Annotated in this window: 13 protein-coding genes; 10 read left to right on the top strand and 3 right to left on the bottom strand. The window is 55.4% G+C overall.

Annotated elements, in window-relative coordinates; translation table 11 throughout:
• Positions 1-6 precede the first annotated feature (6 nt).
• Both phoU and WFK59_RS20245 read left to right on the top strand, forming a co-directional pair.
• Positions 7-741 carry a phosphate signaling complex protein PhoU gene (gene phoU / locus WFK59_RS20250; RefSeq protein ID WP_003849553.1) on the top strand — a complete coding sequence of 245 codons (735 nt, stop codon included), beginning with the start codon at positions 7-9 and terminating at the stop codon, positions 739-741.
• Positions 742-848: 107 nt separating this feature from the next.
• Positions 849-2,087 carry an MFS transporter gene (locus WFK59_RS20245; RefSeq protein WP_336757037.1) on the top strand — a complete coding sequence of 413 codons (1,239 nt, stop codon included), beginning with the start codon at positions 849-851 and terminating at the stop codon, positions 2,085-2,087.
• 381 nt (positions 2,088-2,468) lie between these two features.
• On the opposite strand, the gene WFK59_RS20240 is transcribed toward WFK59_RS20245, so the two are convergent.
• The 3 genes from WFK59_RS20240 to xylA all read right to left on the bottom strand — a co-directional run bounded on the left by WFK59_RS20240 (position 2,469) and on the right by xylA (position 5,921).
• Positions 2,469-2,717: a hypothetical protein gene (locus WFK59_RS20240; protein WP_233985781.1), complete on the bottom strand. Its 249-nt coding sequence runs from the start codon at positions 2,715-2,717 to the stop codon at positions 2,469-2,471.
• 421 nt (positions 2,718-3,138) lie between these two features.
• Positions 3,139-4,581, bottom strand: coding sequence for a xylulokinase (gene xylB, locus WFK59_RS20235; protein ID WP_336757036.1), 1,443 nt, complete (start codon positions 4,579-4,581; stop codon positions 3,139-3,141).
• Positions 4,582-4,598: 17 nt separating this feature from the next.
• Positions 4,599-5,921, bottom strand: a complete 1,323-nt coding sequence (xylA, locus tag WFK59_RS20230) for a xylose isomerase (RefSeq protein WP_233985779.1) — start codon at positions 5,919-5,921, stop codon at positions 4,599-4,601.
• A gap of 340 nt (positions 5,922-6,261) precedes the next feature.
• On the opposite strand from xylA, the gene xylF reads away from it, so the two are divergent.
• The 8 genes from xylF (at position 6,262) to WFK59_RS20190 (ending at position 14,802) form a co-directional block, all read left to right on the top strand.
• Entirely contained in the window at positions 6,262-7,254 is a 993-nt protein-coding gene (gene xylF / locus WFK59_RS20225; RefSeq protein WP_336757035.1) for a D-xylose ABC transporter substrate-binding protein, read from the top strand.
• 28 nt (positions 7,255-7,282) lie between these two features.
• Complete coding sequence (locus tag WFK59_RS20220; RefSeq protein WP_336757034.1) at positions 7,283-8,803, top strand: xylose ABC transporter ATP-binding protein; 1,521 nt, start codon at positions 7,283-7,285, stop codon at positions 8,801-8,803.
• Entirely contained in the window at positions 8,796-9,980 is a 1,185-nt protein-coding gene (xylH, locus tag WFK59_RS20215; RefSeq protein WP_233985776.1) for a xylose ABC transporter permease XylH, read from the top strand. Before WFK59_RS20220 ends, xylH begins: the two co-directional genes overlap by 8 nt.
• Before the next feature lie 94 nt (positions 9,981-10,074).
• Complete coding sequence (gene xylR, locus WFK59_RS20210; RefSeq protein ID WP_233985775.1) at positions 10,075-11,253, top strand: D-xylose utilization transcriptional activator XylR; 1,179 nt, start codon at positions 10,075-10,077, stop codon at positions 11,251-11,253.
• 230 nt (positions 11,254-11,483) lie between these two features.
• Positions 11,484-11,975, top strand: coding sequence for an Hcp family type VI secretion system effector (locus tag WFK59_RS20205; RefSeq protein WP_336757032.1), 492 nt, complete (start codon positions 11,484-11,486; stop codon positions 11,973-11,975).
• 83 nt (positions 11,976-12,058) lie between these two features.
• Positions 12,059-12,385, top strand: coding sequence for a polymorphic toxin type 44 domain-containing protein (locus WFK59_RS20200; protein ID WP_336757063.1), 327 nt, complete (start codon positions 12,059-12,061; stop codon positions 12,383-12,385).
• Positions 12,330-12,791 (top strand): hypothetical protein, encoded by a 462-nt coding sequence (locus WFK59_RS20195; protein WP_233985773.1) that lies wholly within the window; start codon positions 12,330-12,332, stop codon positions 12,789-12,791. Before WFK59_RS20200 ends, WFK59_RS20195 begins: the two co-directional genes overlap by 56 nt.
• A 559-nt stretch (positions 12,792-13,350) precedes the next feature.
• On the top strand, positions 13,351-14,802 hold the full coding sequence (locus WFK59_RS20190) for a sugar porter family MFS transporter (RefSeq protein WP_336757031.1): 1,452 nt from the start codon (positions 13,351-13,353) through the stop codon (positions 14,800-14,802).
• The last annotated feature ends 20 nt before the right edge of the window (positions 14,803-14,822 follow it).

Raw genomic sequence — 14,822 nt, 5'->3', positions numbered from 1 at the left:
ATCGCCATGGATAATCTGAATCTGAACAAACACATCTCCGGTCAGTTCAACGCCGAGCTGGAGCACATTCGCACCCAGGTGATGATCATGGGTGGCATGGTTGAGCAGCAACTGACCGATGCCATCACCGCGATGCATAACCTGGACGGTGAACTGGCACAGCGGGTGATCGACGGTGACCAGAAGGTCAACATGATGGAAGTGGAGATTGATGAAGCCTGCGTGCGCATCATCGCCAAACGTCAGCCAACCGCGATCGATTTGCGGCTGGTGATGGCGATCATCAAAACCATCTCTGAACTGGAACGGATTGGTGACGTGGCGGAGAAAATCAGCCGCACCGCGCTGGAGAAGTTTGGCCAGCAACATCTGCCGCTGCTGGTCAGCCTGGAGTCGCTGGGACGCCATACCGTGCAGATGCTGCACGATGTGCTGGATGCCTTTGCGCGGATGGATCTCAACGAAGCAATTACCATCTACCGCGAAGACAAGAAGGTCGATAAAGAGTACGAAGGCATTGTGCGTCAGCTGATGACCTACATGATGGAAGATCCGCGCACCATTCCCAGCGTACTGACGGCACTGTTCTGCGCCCGGGCGATTGAGCGCATCGGCGACCGCTGCCAGAACATCTGTGAAATCATCTTCTATTTCGTCAAAGGTCAGGATTTCCGCCACGTTGGCGGTGATCGGCTCGACGAACTGCTGTCAGGTGATGACGGCAGCAACAAACCGTCCTGAATGACCTCAACCGTACGCCGCGCTGGCGTACGGTTGCGCGTTTTCGATTGGTCCCTCCAGCAACACTCTTTATACTTGCGGCACTTTTCTTTCTGAGGTGCTGAATAATGTCTCCTTCTCCCCAGGCTAAACCCGGCGTCACGCCCGGTAAAGCGATGCTGGCTGCCGTCAGCGGTTATGCGATGGACGGTTTTGATCTGCTGATCCTCGGCTTTATGCTGCCCGCGATCAGCGTGTCGCTGGCGCTCGATCCCTCGCAGGCGGGATCGCTGGTCACCTGGACGCTGATTGGCGCGGTGATCGGCGGCATTGTGTTTGGTCATCTCAGCGATCGCTTTGGCCGTATCCGTATGCTGACCGTCACGATTCTGGTGTTCTCGGTGTTTACCGGCTTATGCGCGGTGGCGCAGGGCTACTGGGATCTGCTGGCCTGGCGCACGCTGGCAGGCGTCGGCCTGGGCGGCGAATTTGGTATCGGTATGGCGCTGATTGCCGAAGCCTGGCCGGCGGAGAAGCGCAACCGCGCCTCGGCGTGGGTCGGTATCGGCTGGCAACTGGGCGTGCTGCTGGCGGCATTCATTACGCCGCCGCTGCTGACCGTGATCGGCTGGCGCGGCATGTTTCTGGTGGGGCTGCTGCCTGCGCTGGTCTCGTTTGTTATTCGCCGCAGCATGGGCGAACCGGAAGCCTTTCAGGCTCAGGTGAAAAACGTGCCGTCGCTCTCCTTTCCGGCCCGGCTAAAACTGCTGGTCCGCGATCGGGCTACCGCGAAAGCCAGCCTCGGCATCTTTATTCTCTGTTCGGTGCAGAACTTTGGCTACTACGGGCTGATGATCTGGATGCCAAGCTACCTCTCCTCCAGCTTTGGCTTCAGCCTGACTAAATCAGGGCTGTGGACGGCGGTGACGGTGGTGGGTATGACCTTCGGTATCTGGCTGTTTGGCGTGCTGGCTGACCGCTTTGCGCGCTGGAAGATTTTCCTGCTCTATCAGTTTGGCGCGGTGGTGATGGTGGTGGTTTATGCTCAGTTGCGCGACCCGAACATCATGCTGTTCACCGGCGCGATCATGGGGATGTTCGTCAACGGCATGATTGGCGGCTACGGCGCCCTGATCTCCGATACCTTTCCGCCGCAGGTGCGGGCCACGGCACAAAACGTTCTGTTTAACCTTGGACGTGGCGTCGGTGGCTTTGGCCCGGTGGTGATAGGCCTGCTGGCGAGCCAGTTCTCGTTTGCCGCGGCGATTACGCTGCTGGCGCTGATTTACCTGCTGGATATCGTGGCGACGTTATTCCTGCTGCCGAAAAAGCAGAGTCAGGAAGATGCGCTGGGCGCAATTGGCTGATTGTATCCGCCTGAATGGCTGGGATGACGACGTTGCCGCTCATCCCAGCCACTGCCCGCCAGAAAGCCGGCAACCTGAATCCTGTCGACGTTTATTCATTTTCAGCAGCGAGCAATAACATGGCTGTTGCAGGCACCATCCTTTGCGTGCAGAGATGCAGTGAAAACGGATTTATTATTACGCCGCTAACGTTTGTTCAATGTGACGTTATTTAGGGTGTCAGGAGAGGGAAAGGTCTGGTGACGGTGCAAGGGATTAATAAAGAAGTGGGGATTTAGAAAGATATTAACCGGAGCGGACAAATAGCAAATCAGGTTGTTATAGTCAGCCTATAACAACCTTATTAATTAATTTTTCAGCTCACGCGGCAGTTAAAATAAATTATGCGCTTTTGCTGAATGAAGATAAAAAGTTATACAGGCTGGTCATATGACCTGATGCGATGTTCAGGCCAAATTGCTTATGGGTCAGACCAATGGTTTCGCCCTTGCTGGTGGAGCTTTCCAGTGCTGAGGTGGTCTCCGTCAGCGCGGTGTTGACGTTGCTGAGGGCGTTGTTCAGGCCAGCCAGAAACTGTTGCAGACCGGCACCGCTGACTGACTGGATTTCATTGCTGTTTAATTCTTTCATTGTTATGTCCTTATTTACGTGAGCCCCTGAATTGGGGTGGCTTATTTATAGCGCAATAAGAAAATAAGTAAATAAGAAACAAAATATCATTCAGTTTATTAGCATTAATCGCTAATTCGTAGTGAGGCGGCATAGTAAAATATCCATTTTATTCTCTTTCAGGCTGCACAGACATTCAGAATTAAGTCAATTTATTTTTATTAAAGGTAGTTGTCTTTATTAAAGCGGAATACTCAGTCGAGCAAGGTTGATTAAATAAGTTTATTAAGAATGATGAAGCGTTAAATCTATTTATCTGCTTTCCTGGTAAATAAGGTAACCAAAGCGAAATATCCGCCCGGCGTTGCTGTTTTACACCCGCCTTCAAACAGGACGCCTCGCCAGGGTAAAGCCGGTTTCTGGCGAGAACGTCCATGCCTGTTTAGTTCATCAGCGGCAGTAACTGCTGATAGAGCGCGGCAAACGTCTGCCGCAGCGGCTGATAGTGCGCAGTGCGCGCGACGTCTGGCTGGTGGCGCTGCACCAGGTGAAGCGCGGGCGCGACCGCCTGTGGGTCCAGCGCCAGCTGGGCCAGCCTGGCCGCACCGAGCGCCGGACCGACTTCCCCACCGTGACAGTAATCGAGCGTCTGGCCGCTGATATCCGCCAGCATCTGACGCCACATTGCACTGCGCGCGCCACCACCGATCAGCATAATGCTTTTCGGCTGTACGCCGCAGTCGTGCAGCACGTCGATGCCCTGCGCCAGCGCGAAACCGACACCTTCCAGCACCGCCCGCGCCAGTTCCGACCGACCATGCTGGTGGGTAAAGCCAAAGAAAGCGCCTCGGGCGTTGGGGTTGTTATGCGGCGTGCGCTCACCCGAGAGATAGGGCAAAAACCACAGTGGCGGCACATCCTCTCTCGCCCGTGCCGCCTCATCCAGCAGCGTGGGCACATCATTGCAGCCGGTCAGCGCAGCCGCCCAGTCGAGGCAGGAGGCCGCGCTGAGCATCACTGACATCAGATGCCAGCGCTGCGGTAAGGCATGACAGAAACTGTGAACCGCCCGCTCTGGATTACTCAGATAGCCTTCACTCACCACAAAGTAGACGCCAGAGGTGCCCAGCGACAGCATGCCCTGACCCGGCTCGGTCATGCCGACGCCAACCGCGCCCGCCGCGTTGTCGCCACCGCCCGCCGCCAGCGGCACCGGATTCATCTTCCAGCGCGCCGCCAGGTCAGCATCCAGCGTGCCGGTCAACGCACTACCTTCATAGAGTTGCGGCATCTGCGCGCGGCTGAGGTCACAGGCTCGCAGCATCTCATCACTCCAGTCACGCTGCGCCACATCCAGCCACAGCGTGCCGGCCGCGTCTGACAGATCGGTGGCGAAGTCGCCGCTCATCCGCCAGCGCAGGTAATCTTTCGGCAACAGCACGTGGGCAATCTGACTAAAGATGGCCGGTTCATGCTGCTGCACCCACAGCAGCTTGGGCGCCGTAAAACCGGGCATCATCAGGTTACCGGTGATCGCCCGGGCGTCCGGCACCTTCCGCTCCAGCTCACGACACTGCGCCTCGCTGCGCCCATCATTCCACAGTATTGCCGGACGCAGAACGCGACCGGCGCTGTCCAGCAGGGTTGCGCCATGCATCTGGCCACTCAGCCCGATCGCCTCGACGGCGTGCAGATCGTGCTGCCCGCTGAGCGCCTGCATGGCGTGATCCAGCGCCTGCCACCAGCTTTCGGGATCCTGCTCGCTCCACAGTGGCTGTGGACGTGAAACCTGCAGCGGCGCTGTTTCTGTCGCCATCACCTGACCGGCAGCATCCACCAGCACCACTTTGACGCCGGAGGTGCCTAAATCGATCCCGATAAACATGCTCTGCTCCTGAATTTTTAGAAATCAAACAGATAGTGATTCACCAGGTTTTCCAGCTGCTCCTGGCGTCCGCTCTGATGCTGTGGATTGAGCTGCTGTTGCTGAGCATGCGCCGCCAGCGAGGCGAGGGAAAACTCACCTTTTAAAATTTGCTGGCCGAACTCACCATTCCAGCCGCTGTATCGCTGCGCCACGCGCTTATCCAGCTCGCCATCGCCGATCATCCGGGCCGCGACCTTCAGCGCCAGCGCCATGGTATCCATCGCGCCGATATGACCGTAGAACAGATCGTATTTGTCGGTGCTCTGACGCCGCACTTTGGCATCAAAGTTTAAGCCGCCGGTGGTGAAACCGCCTGCCTTGAGGATCTCATACATCACCAGCGCATTCTCCTCCACGCTGACCGGGAACTGATCGGTATCCCAGCCACACTGCGCGTCACCGCGGTTGGCATCGACCGAGCCGAAAATGCCCAGCGCAATGGCGGTCGCAATTTCGTGATGGAAAGAGTGACCCGCTAGCGTGGCATGGTTCGCCTCGACGTTGACCTTGATCTCTTTCTCCAGCCCGAACTGTTTGAGGAAGCCATACACGGTAGCCACGTCGTAGTCGTACTGATGTTTAGTCGGCTCCTGTGGCTTAGGTTCAATCAGCAGTGAGCCCTGGAAGCCAATCTTGTGTTTGTGCTCAACCACCATCTGCATAAAACGGCCAATCTGCTCACGCTCCTGACGCAGATCGGTATTCAGCAGGGTTTCATACCCTTCGCGACCGCCCCACAGCACATAGTTTTCACCGCCGAGGGTTTGGGTAGCCTGCATCGCGCTGCACACCTGAGTTGCGGCCCAGGCGAAAACGTCCGGATCGGGATTGGTGGCGGCCCCGGCACCGTAGCGCGGATGGGTAAAGCAGTTCGCCGTGCCCCACAGCAGCTTCACGCCGGTCTCCTGCTGCTTCTCCAGCAGCTTATCGGTCATCACGGCAAAGTTATCCTGATAGCTGCGCAGCGAATCGCCTTCCGGCGAGACATCAACGTCATGGAAGCAGTAATAGGGCACGTTCAGCTTGTGAAAGAACTCAAAGGCGACGTCCGCTTTTTGCTTCGCCAGCTGCAGCGCATCCCCGTTCTTTTGCCATGGACGATCAAACGCGCCGACGCCAAACATATCCGCACCGTTCCAGCAGAAGGTGTGCCAGTAACAGGCCGCAAAGCGCAGATGTTCGGCCATGGTCTTGCCGAGGATCACCTCGTCAGGATTGTAATGACGAAAGGCGAGAGGCTGAGTGGATTTGGTGCCTTCATAACGGACGCGATCGATCTGATCGAAATAAGCGTGCATGGTTTGCTCCTTAGCATCAGGACCCGAATGGTCTATTGAAGCGATATTTGATAATGGCTGTCGGCGCGTCTCAATTACGATATTTCACACTGACGGTCAGATAATTATTATTTGTGGGCTGGCTCGCAAAATAACCCACTTTTTCACGCCGCCGGGCCAGCGATATTGGTTACTCCGAAAAAGATGAAATATCGATCGCGCTCATAAAAAAAGAAATAAACCAAAAAACGTAATAGCCGGATAAAAATCAGTAATTGATGTGGCGGGAAAATCAGGGCAACAATTCATCCGCCTGGTTCATGGGCCAACGACAATAGCCTCAACCTACAGGATGAACACAATGAAGATAAAACATGCGCTGTTAGCTGCCTGCGCTGCGCTGGCTCTGTTTAGCCAGACCAGCGTGGCCAAAGAAGTGAAGATCGGCATGGCAATTGATGATTTACGTCTGGAACGCTGGCAAAAAGACCGCGATATTTTCGTCAAACAGGCGGAATCGCTGGGCGCGCAGGTGTTCGTTCAGTCGGCAAACGGCAATGAAGAGACGCAGATGTCGCAGATTGAAAATATGATTAACCGCGGCGTCGATGTGCTGGTGATTATTCCCTACAACGGCCAGGTACTGAGTAATGTCGTGGCAGAAGCCAAACGGGAAGGGATTAAAGTTCTGGCTTACGACCGCATGATAAATAACGCCGACATCGATTTTTATCTCTCTTTTGATAATGAAAAAGTGGGTGAAATGCAGGCCGAAAGCATTGTGAAACAGGTGCCTAAGGGTAACTACTTTTTAATGGGCGGTTCACCGGTCGATAATAACGCCCGCCTGTTCCGCGCCGGCCAGATGAAAGTTTTAAAACCTTTTATTGATGACGGCAGCATTAAAGTTGTCGGCGATCAGTGGGTCGATGCCTGGCTGCCGGAAAACGCACTGAAAATTATGGAAAATGCGTTGACCGCCAACGGTAACCATATCGATGCGGTGGTGGCTTCGAATGATGCCACAGCAGGCGGTGCGATTCAGGCGCTGAGCGCGCAGGGGCTGGCGGGCAAAGTCGCCATTTCCGGTCAGGATGCCGATCTGGCCGCCATCAAACGGATTAAAGCCGGTACCCAAACCATGACGGTCTATAAGCCGATCACTGAACTCGCCACCGAGGCGGCAAAAATTGCGGTCGAACTGGGCAATGGCAAAACGCCGGCCAGCAACAGCAAGCTGAACAACGGACTTAAAGAGGTGCCGTCGCGGCTGCTGACGCCAATTCAGGTCAACAAAGACAATATCGAAAGCACCGTGGTGAAAGACGGTTTCCACAAACAGAGCGAACTCTGACCGCGCCTGGCGTGAGGGAGAACAGTCGATGCTGCTGGAAATGAACAACATCACTAAGCGCTTCGGCGCGGTGAAAGCGCTGAACGATGTCAGCCTGCGGCTGGATGCGGGTGAAGTGATGTCACTGTGTGGCGAAAATGGCTCGGGTAAATCGACCCTGATGAAAATCCTGTGCGGACTCTACCCGCACGGCGATTTTGGCGGCCAGATTCACTTCTCCGGTGACGAAATTCAGGCGCAGACCATTCGGGATACCGAACGCAAAGGCATTGTGATCATTCATCAGGAGCTGGCGCTGGTGCGGCAGCTGACGGTGATGGAGAACATTTTCCTCGGTGCCGAGCTGGGCCGCTTCGGCCTGGTGGACGATGAAACCATGACGCTACGCTGCCAGCAGCTGCTGGCGCGGGTCGGGCTGAACGTCTCGCCCGCCGCTCGGGTAGGGGATTTGGGCCTGGGGCAGCAGCAGCTGGTGGAGATCGCCCGTGCGCTGAACAAACAGGTGCGGTTACTGATTCTGGATGAACCGACCTCTTCACTGACCGAACAGGAAACGGAGGTGCTGCTCGGCATCATCCGTAACCTGCGTGAACACGGCATCGCCTGCATCTACATCTCCCACAAGCTGAACGAAGTCAAAGCGATCTCCGACACCATCTGCGTGATTCGTGACGGCCAGCATATCGCTACCCGTCCGGCGGCGGGCCTGAGCGAAGATGACATCATCACCATGATGGTGGGACGTGAACTGACCGCGCTCTATCCTCATGCGCCGCATCAGATTGGCGACACGGTATTGAAGGTGGAGAACCTGACGGCCTGGCATCCGGTTAACCGCCATATCCGCCGCGTCAGCAACGTCTCGTTCAGCCTGAAGCGCGGCGAAATTCTCGGTATCGCCGGGCTGGTCGGTGCGGGCCGGACCGAAACCGTGCAGTGTCTGTTTGGCGTCTGGCCGGGACGCTGGCAGGGCGATATCTGGATTAATGGCAAACAGGTCAACATCACCGATTGCCGTGCCGCCATCGCGCACGGCATCGCCATGGTGCCCGAAGATCGTAAAAAGGATGGCATCGTGCCGCTGATGGCGGTGGGGAAAAATATTACCCTCGCGGCGCTGGACCAGTTCAGCCATCGGCTCTCCACGCTGGATGAAGCGCAGGAGCAGCAGGCGATCAACGCGGCGATCACCCGCTTACGGGTGAAGACCTCCTCATCCGAATTGCCGATTGGCCGGCTCAGTGGCGGTAATCAGCAGAAGGCGATTCTGGCGAAATGCCTGCTGCTGAATCCGCAAATCCTGATTCTGGATGAACCGACGCGCGGCATTGATGTGGGCGCGCGTCAGGAGATCTACCTGCTGATTAATGCGCTGGTGCAGCAGGGCATTGCGGTGATTGTGATTTCGTCCGAGCTGCCTGAAGTGCTGGGCCTGAGCGATCGGGTGCTGGTGATGCATGAAGGACAAATCAAAGCTGATTTGATCAACGATAACCTGACTCAGGAGCAGGTGATGGAAGCCGCCCTGCGGAGTGAACATTATGCTTAAAAGTGAAAGTACCCAAAGCAGCCTGTCCGGCACGCCGGGTAAGCCGTCGCCCGGCAAATTCTCCCTGCCCAACCTACAGGTGCTGGTGATGCTGGGGGCGATTGTGCTGCTGGCGCTGTTCTTCACCTGGACTACCGACGGTGCCTGGCTCAGCCCGCGTAACGTTTCTAACCTGCTGCGCCAGACCGCCATTACCGGCATCCTGGCGGTGGGAATGGTATTTGTGATTATCTCAGCGGAGATCGATCTGTCGGTCGGCTCTATGATGGGGCTGCTGGGCGGTGCTGCGGCAATTTTTGACGTCTGGCTGGGCTGGCCGCTGCCGCTGACCATTGTGGTGACGCTGGTCATGGGGCTGTTGCTCGGCACCTGGAACGGCTGGTGGGTCGCCTACCGCAAAGTGCCGTCATTTATCGTCACGCTGGCCGGCATGCTGGCTTTTCGCGGCATCCTGGTCGGCATTACCGACGGCACCACGGTAGCGCCCATCACGCCGGGCATGTCGCAGATTGGGCAGAGTTATCTGCCGGGCGGCGTCGGGTTTGGGTTTGGTTTTGCCGGACTGGCGCTGTTTATGCTGTGGCAATGGCGTTTGCGTCTGCGCCGTCAGCAACTCGGGCTGACACAGAGCGCCGCCAGCGGCACCGTCGCGCGTCAGGCGATCACCGCCATTCTGGTGCTGGGCGCGATCTGGCTGCTGAACGATTATCGCGGCGTACCGACTCCGGTGTTACTGCTTGCTTTGCTGCTGCTGGCCGGGATGTTTATGGCGACGCGTACCGCGTTTGGCCGTCGCATTTATGCTATTGGCGGCAATATTGATGCGGCGCGGCTGTCAGGGATTAACGTGGCGCGCACCAAACTGGCGGTGTTTGCGATTAACGGCGTGATGGTGGCGATTGCCGGGCTGATCCTTAGTTCGCGACTGGGTGCCGGTTCGCCTTCGGCGGGCAACATTGCCGAGCTCGACGCCATCGCCGCCTGTGTGATTGGCGGCACCAGCCTGGCTGGCGGCGTTGGCTCAGTGGCGGGCGCGGTGATGGGCGCCTTTATCATGGCCTCGCTGGATAACGGCATGAGTATGATGGATGTGCCGACCTTCTGGCAGTACATCGTCAAGGGCGCCATTCTGCTGCTGGCGGTGTGGATGGATACCGCCACGCGGCGTCGGGTGTAATCGCGCGGACGATCACATTGTGGCGCAAACCCTTTTTATGCCCGCTGTCAGCCGTGCTATGCAATGCGCTGAGAATCTAAGGGAACGCGCCACTATGCATGATAAACGTTACCGCATTACCTTGCTGTTCAACGCCAACAAGGTCTATGACCGCCAGGTTGTCGAAGGCGTCGGGGAATATCTACAGGCGTCGCAAACCGACTGGGACATTTTCATCGAGGAAGATTTTCGCTGCCGTATCGACAACATTCGCGAGTGGCTGGGTGACGGCGTGATCGCCGATTATGACGATCGCTCCATTGAAACCCTGTTGTCGAATGTGCCGGTGCCGATCGTTGGCGTCGGTGGCTCTTATCACCGCCAGGAGGATTATCCGCCGGTGCATTACATCGCCACGGATAATGCGGCGCTGGTGGAGCGGGCCTTTATGCATCTCAAAGAGAAAGGCATCAACCGCTTTGCTTTCTACGGATTGCCCGCCTCAGGCGGTAAGCGCTGGGCGCAGGAGCGGGAACAGGCGTTTCGTCAGCTGGTGATGCGTGAGCGCTATCAGGGCGTGGTCTATCAGGGCATGGAGACCGCACCGGAAAACTGGCAACACGCCCAGAACCGGCTCGCCGACTGGCTGCAGACGCTGCCACCGCAAACCGGCATTATCGCCGTCACCGATTCACGGGCGCGCCATCTGCTGCAGGCCTGTGAGCATCTGAAAATTCCGGTGCCGGAAAAGCTGGCGGTGATCGGTATTGATAACGAAGAGCTGACGCGCTATCTGTCGCGCGTTGCGCTCTCATCGGTGGCGCAGGGATCGCGGCAGATGGGCTATCAGGCCGCCAAACTGCTGCATCGCCTGCTGGATAAGCAGTCACTGCCGCTTCAGCGCATCCTGGTGCCACCGGTGAAAGTCATTGCCCGCCGCTCTACTGACTTCCGCTCACTGCGCGATCCCGCGGTTATCCAGGCGATGCATTACATTCGCTTTAACGCCTGCAAGGGCATCAAAGTCGAGCAGGTGCTGGATGCTATCGGTATGTCCCGATCCAATCTGGAAAAACGCTTTCGCGATGAAACCGGCGACACTATCCATGCGATGATCCACCGCGAGAAGCTGGAAAAAGCCCGTGAACTGCTGGCGTCGTCGTCACTCAATATCAACGAAATCTCACAGATGTGCGGCTATCCGTCGCTGCAGTATTTCTATTCGGTATTCAGGAAAGGCTATGACACTACGCCGAAAGAATATCGCCAGCTTTATGGTGAAAATGTGTTGTAACAGCGCGGCAGGCCTGATCAGGGTAATCGATAGGAAGAGGCTGGGAATCAGGAGATAGCCCTGGAAAAGCGTGTTTTATGAACCGGCTCAATGGGGGTTTACCTGCCCCGTCGCCCTCCCGGGCAACCTTATTTCATAATAGCGTGCCGTTCAATTTGGTTATTTACTCAGCAATGGCAATTACATACACTTTTTGTAGGGATTTAATCACAACACAAGGATGAAGGAACATGGCTATTCCTGCCTACTTATGGCTCAAAGACGACGGCGGCACTCACATTCAAGGATCGGTGGATGTTCAGGACCGCGATGGCAGCATTGAGATCAACGGTTTTTCCCATAACCTGAGCATCCCGACAGATGGAATGACCGGAAAGATTACCGGGACTCGCAGGCATTCCGCTGTGATTATTCAAAAAGAGTTTGATAGGTCCAGCCCCTGGCTCTATAAAGCCGTTGCCACGGGACAAACCCTCAGGTCAGCAGAGTTTAAATGGTATCGCATTGATGACGCTGGACAGGAAAGGGAATACTTCAACATGCTGCTTGAAGGTGTGAGGATTGTCGGCATCTCTCCTGTGATGCATGACACGAAAGATCCGACCAAAGAAAAACATAACCACCTTGAGTGTGTAGAACTTCGCTACGAAAAAATCACCTGGAAGCACTGCGACGGCAACATCATGTTTACTGATAGCTGGAACGAGAGAGTGCAGGCGTGAGATACCCAACTTTAGCTGCATCACCTCATCCTCCCTATGATGTCGCCTCTTTTACACCTTCTGGAGTCAGCATTGTCAATAACATGATGATGGCGCGATTTCATCGCGGACCCTCAGCGCTGACCTATGTATGGTTTTATCAGCAGGTGAGAGGACATGGCCCATGGGATTACAAACAGCGCGGCCCGCAATTCGAAAACTTCGGTAACTTTCATTACGGTGCTGTTGGTCATGCTGCCGGGATTACCGATGAGGTGTTACTCAGAGGCGCAGGATGGGCACAAAGCAGGGCAGGAACAGCTGACCCAGCCTGGGGGAACTGGCCAGGCTCAGCGCCTTACGGTGATGATCCTGATGATCAGTATTGGATTAGGGCGGGCATTGATTATGCAAAACGTGCGGGCTTTTAAGAAGCGATACCTTCTCCTGATGCTGCTGGTCGCGGCCGTTTTCGGCGCTTACCGGATGTGGCACTTCTCACCGCTTAAGCAAGAGTTGGTCAGGAAAGAGAAGGTAAACAATCTGGCGAATCTTTACATCACACAAGCCAGTGCCGGTGCCACTACCGGCTTCTCGTATCGCTTCTATTTGTATGATGCCTCCAAAGATGACAACGCGTTTATGGCAAGTCTGAACGATGATGATAATGCACCTTTCATCATCACCACGGATAAAGAGGCCCTGAAGAAGATCAGCAATAACGCGGTCTTTTTGGCGGTGAAAGGAACCGTTTATGCATTTCATAGTCCTGCGGATTATCGGGCAGGCGGAGCAATCTATTCCGTTCCGGTTTACCTCTCATCCTCACCTTTCTGAGCGCGGTAAGGCTTTAGGACATTTTTGTAGGAGCAGCTCTTTTTTTAAACAGACCGCCAATAGCCAGAACGGTTTTTCGTTCTGAAAGTATCATGACTGAAAATTATATTTCATCAGCCGGGCAGGGACATTGATTCTGAGACGCCGCCCGCCCGGCGGCCGCAAACCGCTCTCTGCACCGACCCGCATACCCTTAAAAATCAGCCGGATGGCAACAGCCTTCTCCGGTCTCATTTCGCGCGCTTTTTCACCAGACTTGCTCTTTTTCACTTTCTTATCGGCACCCACCGTCGCCGCTGCAATCATGCGTATAGTGAGGTGAATAGCGCAGTTATGTTTTATGACATTGATTATTAATAGATTTAATGATGGTTTTTCCTCATCGCGCGCAAAAAAATTCCAACGCGGCTCACACTTCCGAAAGAATTAATCCAAATTCTCTTATTTAGAAAATATATTTCACCAGTACCCAAGCGCTGAAACACTTAAACCACGGACAATCATACCTCCTCTTTCTGAACCGATCCGGTTCAGGCAGTAGAGAACAGGAGCCTGAAAAATGGAAACCCGGCAAAAACGCTACAACATGAAATATGTCATGCTCTGTTGCACCGTCGCCGCCTTTGGCGGTCTGCTGATGGGCTACGACTCATCGATTATCTCTGGTGCCATCGAACCGCTCAGTGACTATTTTCAACTCACCCCGGCTGAAACCGGCTGGGCCGTGTCAAACATCCTGCTGGGCAGCCTGGTGGGCTGTTTTATTGCCCCGAAGCTCAGTGATAAATTTGGCCGCAAAAAATCACTCGCCATTACCGCGTTGCTGTTCACCGCCTCGGTGGTCGGCACCGCTATCGCCCACAACTTTTTCACCTTTGTCGCGTTCCGTATCCTTGGCGGATTAGCGATTGGCCTGGCCTCGGTGATCTCGCCAATCTATCTGGCAGAACTGTCTCCGTCGAAGTTTCGCGGTCGCACCAGCGCGCTCTACGCCGTCTGCTGCGTCGGTGGACAATCGGTGGTGCTGCTGACTAACTATTTCATCAATAAATCGATGCTGCCCGAGGCGATGGTTGATATCGGCTGGCGTTACATTCTGGCTACCGCGCTGGTGCCGTGCGCGCTGTTCATCTTTTTCATTGCCTTTATCCCGGAGTCGCCACGCTGGAACGTACTGAAAGGCAAAGACAAAGAGGCGCTGGATACCCTGAGTAAAATTTCTAACCCGGCACACGCAGCGAGCGTATTCGATGAGATTAAACAGTCGTTTTCTGATGAAGCCGCCAGCCGTCATCAATCCCGCTTCCGTCTGAATAAAACCACGCTGCCGTTGTTGATCATCGGTATTGGTCTGGCGGTGGGCAACCAGATCAGCGGCATCAATGTGATTCAGTATTTCGGCCCGACGCTGCTGAAAAATGTCTCTGGCAGCACTGATTCGGCGCTGCTGCAGACGTTCTGGCTGTCGGTCTGCCAGTTTGTCGGCGTGCTGATGGGGATGGCGCTGATCGATAAGGTCGGGCGGCGTAAGCTGTTGCTGCTGGGTGCAATTACCTCCGCCATTTTCCTCGCCTATACCTTTATCGCGTTCTATTACCGACTGCCGGGGCTGCTGGCGGTAGTGGGCTTGTTTGCCTACATGGTGTTCTTTGGCATGACCTGGGGACAGATCGTCTGGACCGTACTTGGCGAGCTGTTTCCCACCGAAATTCGATCAATCTGCGTCGGCATCTCCATCTGCGCCATGTCGATGGCAAACTTTGTTATCAGTACCACGTTCCCAATCCTCAACAGCAACGCTTTCCTGCTCGAAATGTTCCACGGCGGTTTCCCTCTGTTGCTGTTTGCGCTGTTTTCACTGGGTATGTACTTCTTCACTTTTCGCTATCTGCCAGAAACGGCCGGACTCCCGCTGGAGAAAATCCATGCGCGCGTACTGGAGAAGTTTAATATCGACCCGCGCGAAGCGGATAAGGCGATCAGCGTGCCGGTTAGTGACGTCCGATCATAAAAAAAGGCAGCTCACGCTGC

Origin of the sequence: Pantoea sp. USHLN298 (genome assembly GCF_037149395.1) — a bacterium.
Taxonomy (GTDB): Bacteria; Pseudomonadota; Gammaproteobacteria; order Enterobacterales; family Enterobacteriaceae; genus Pantoea; species Pantoea astica.
This window is presented reverse-complemented; position numbering and strand designations above follow the sequence as displayed.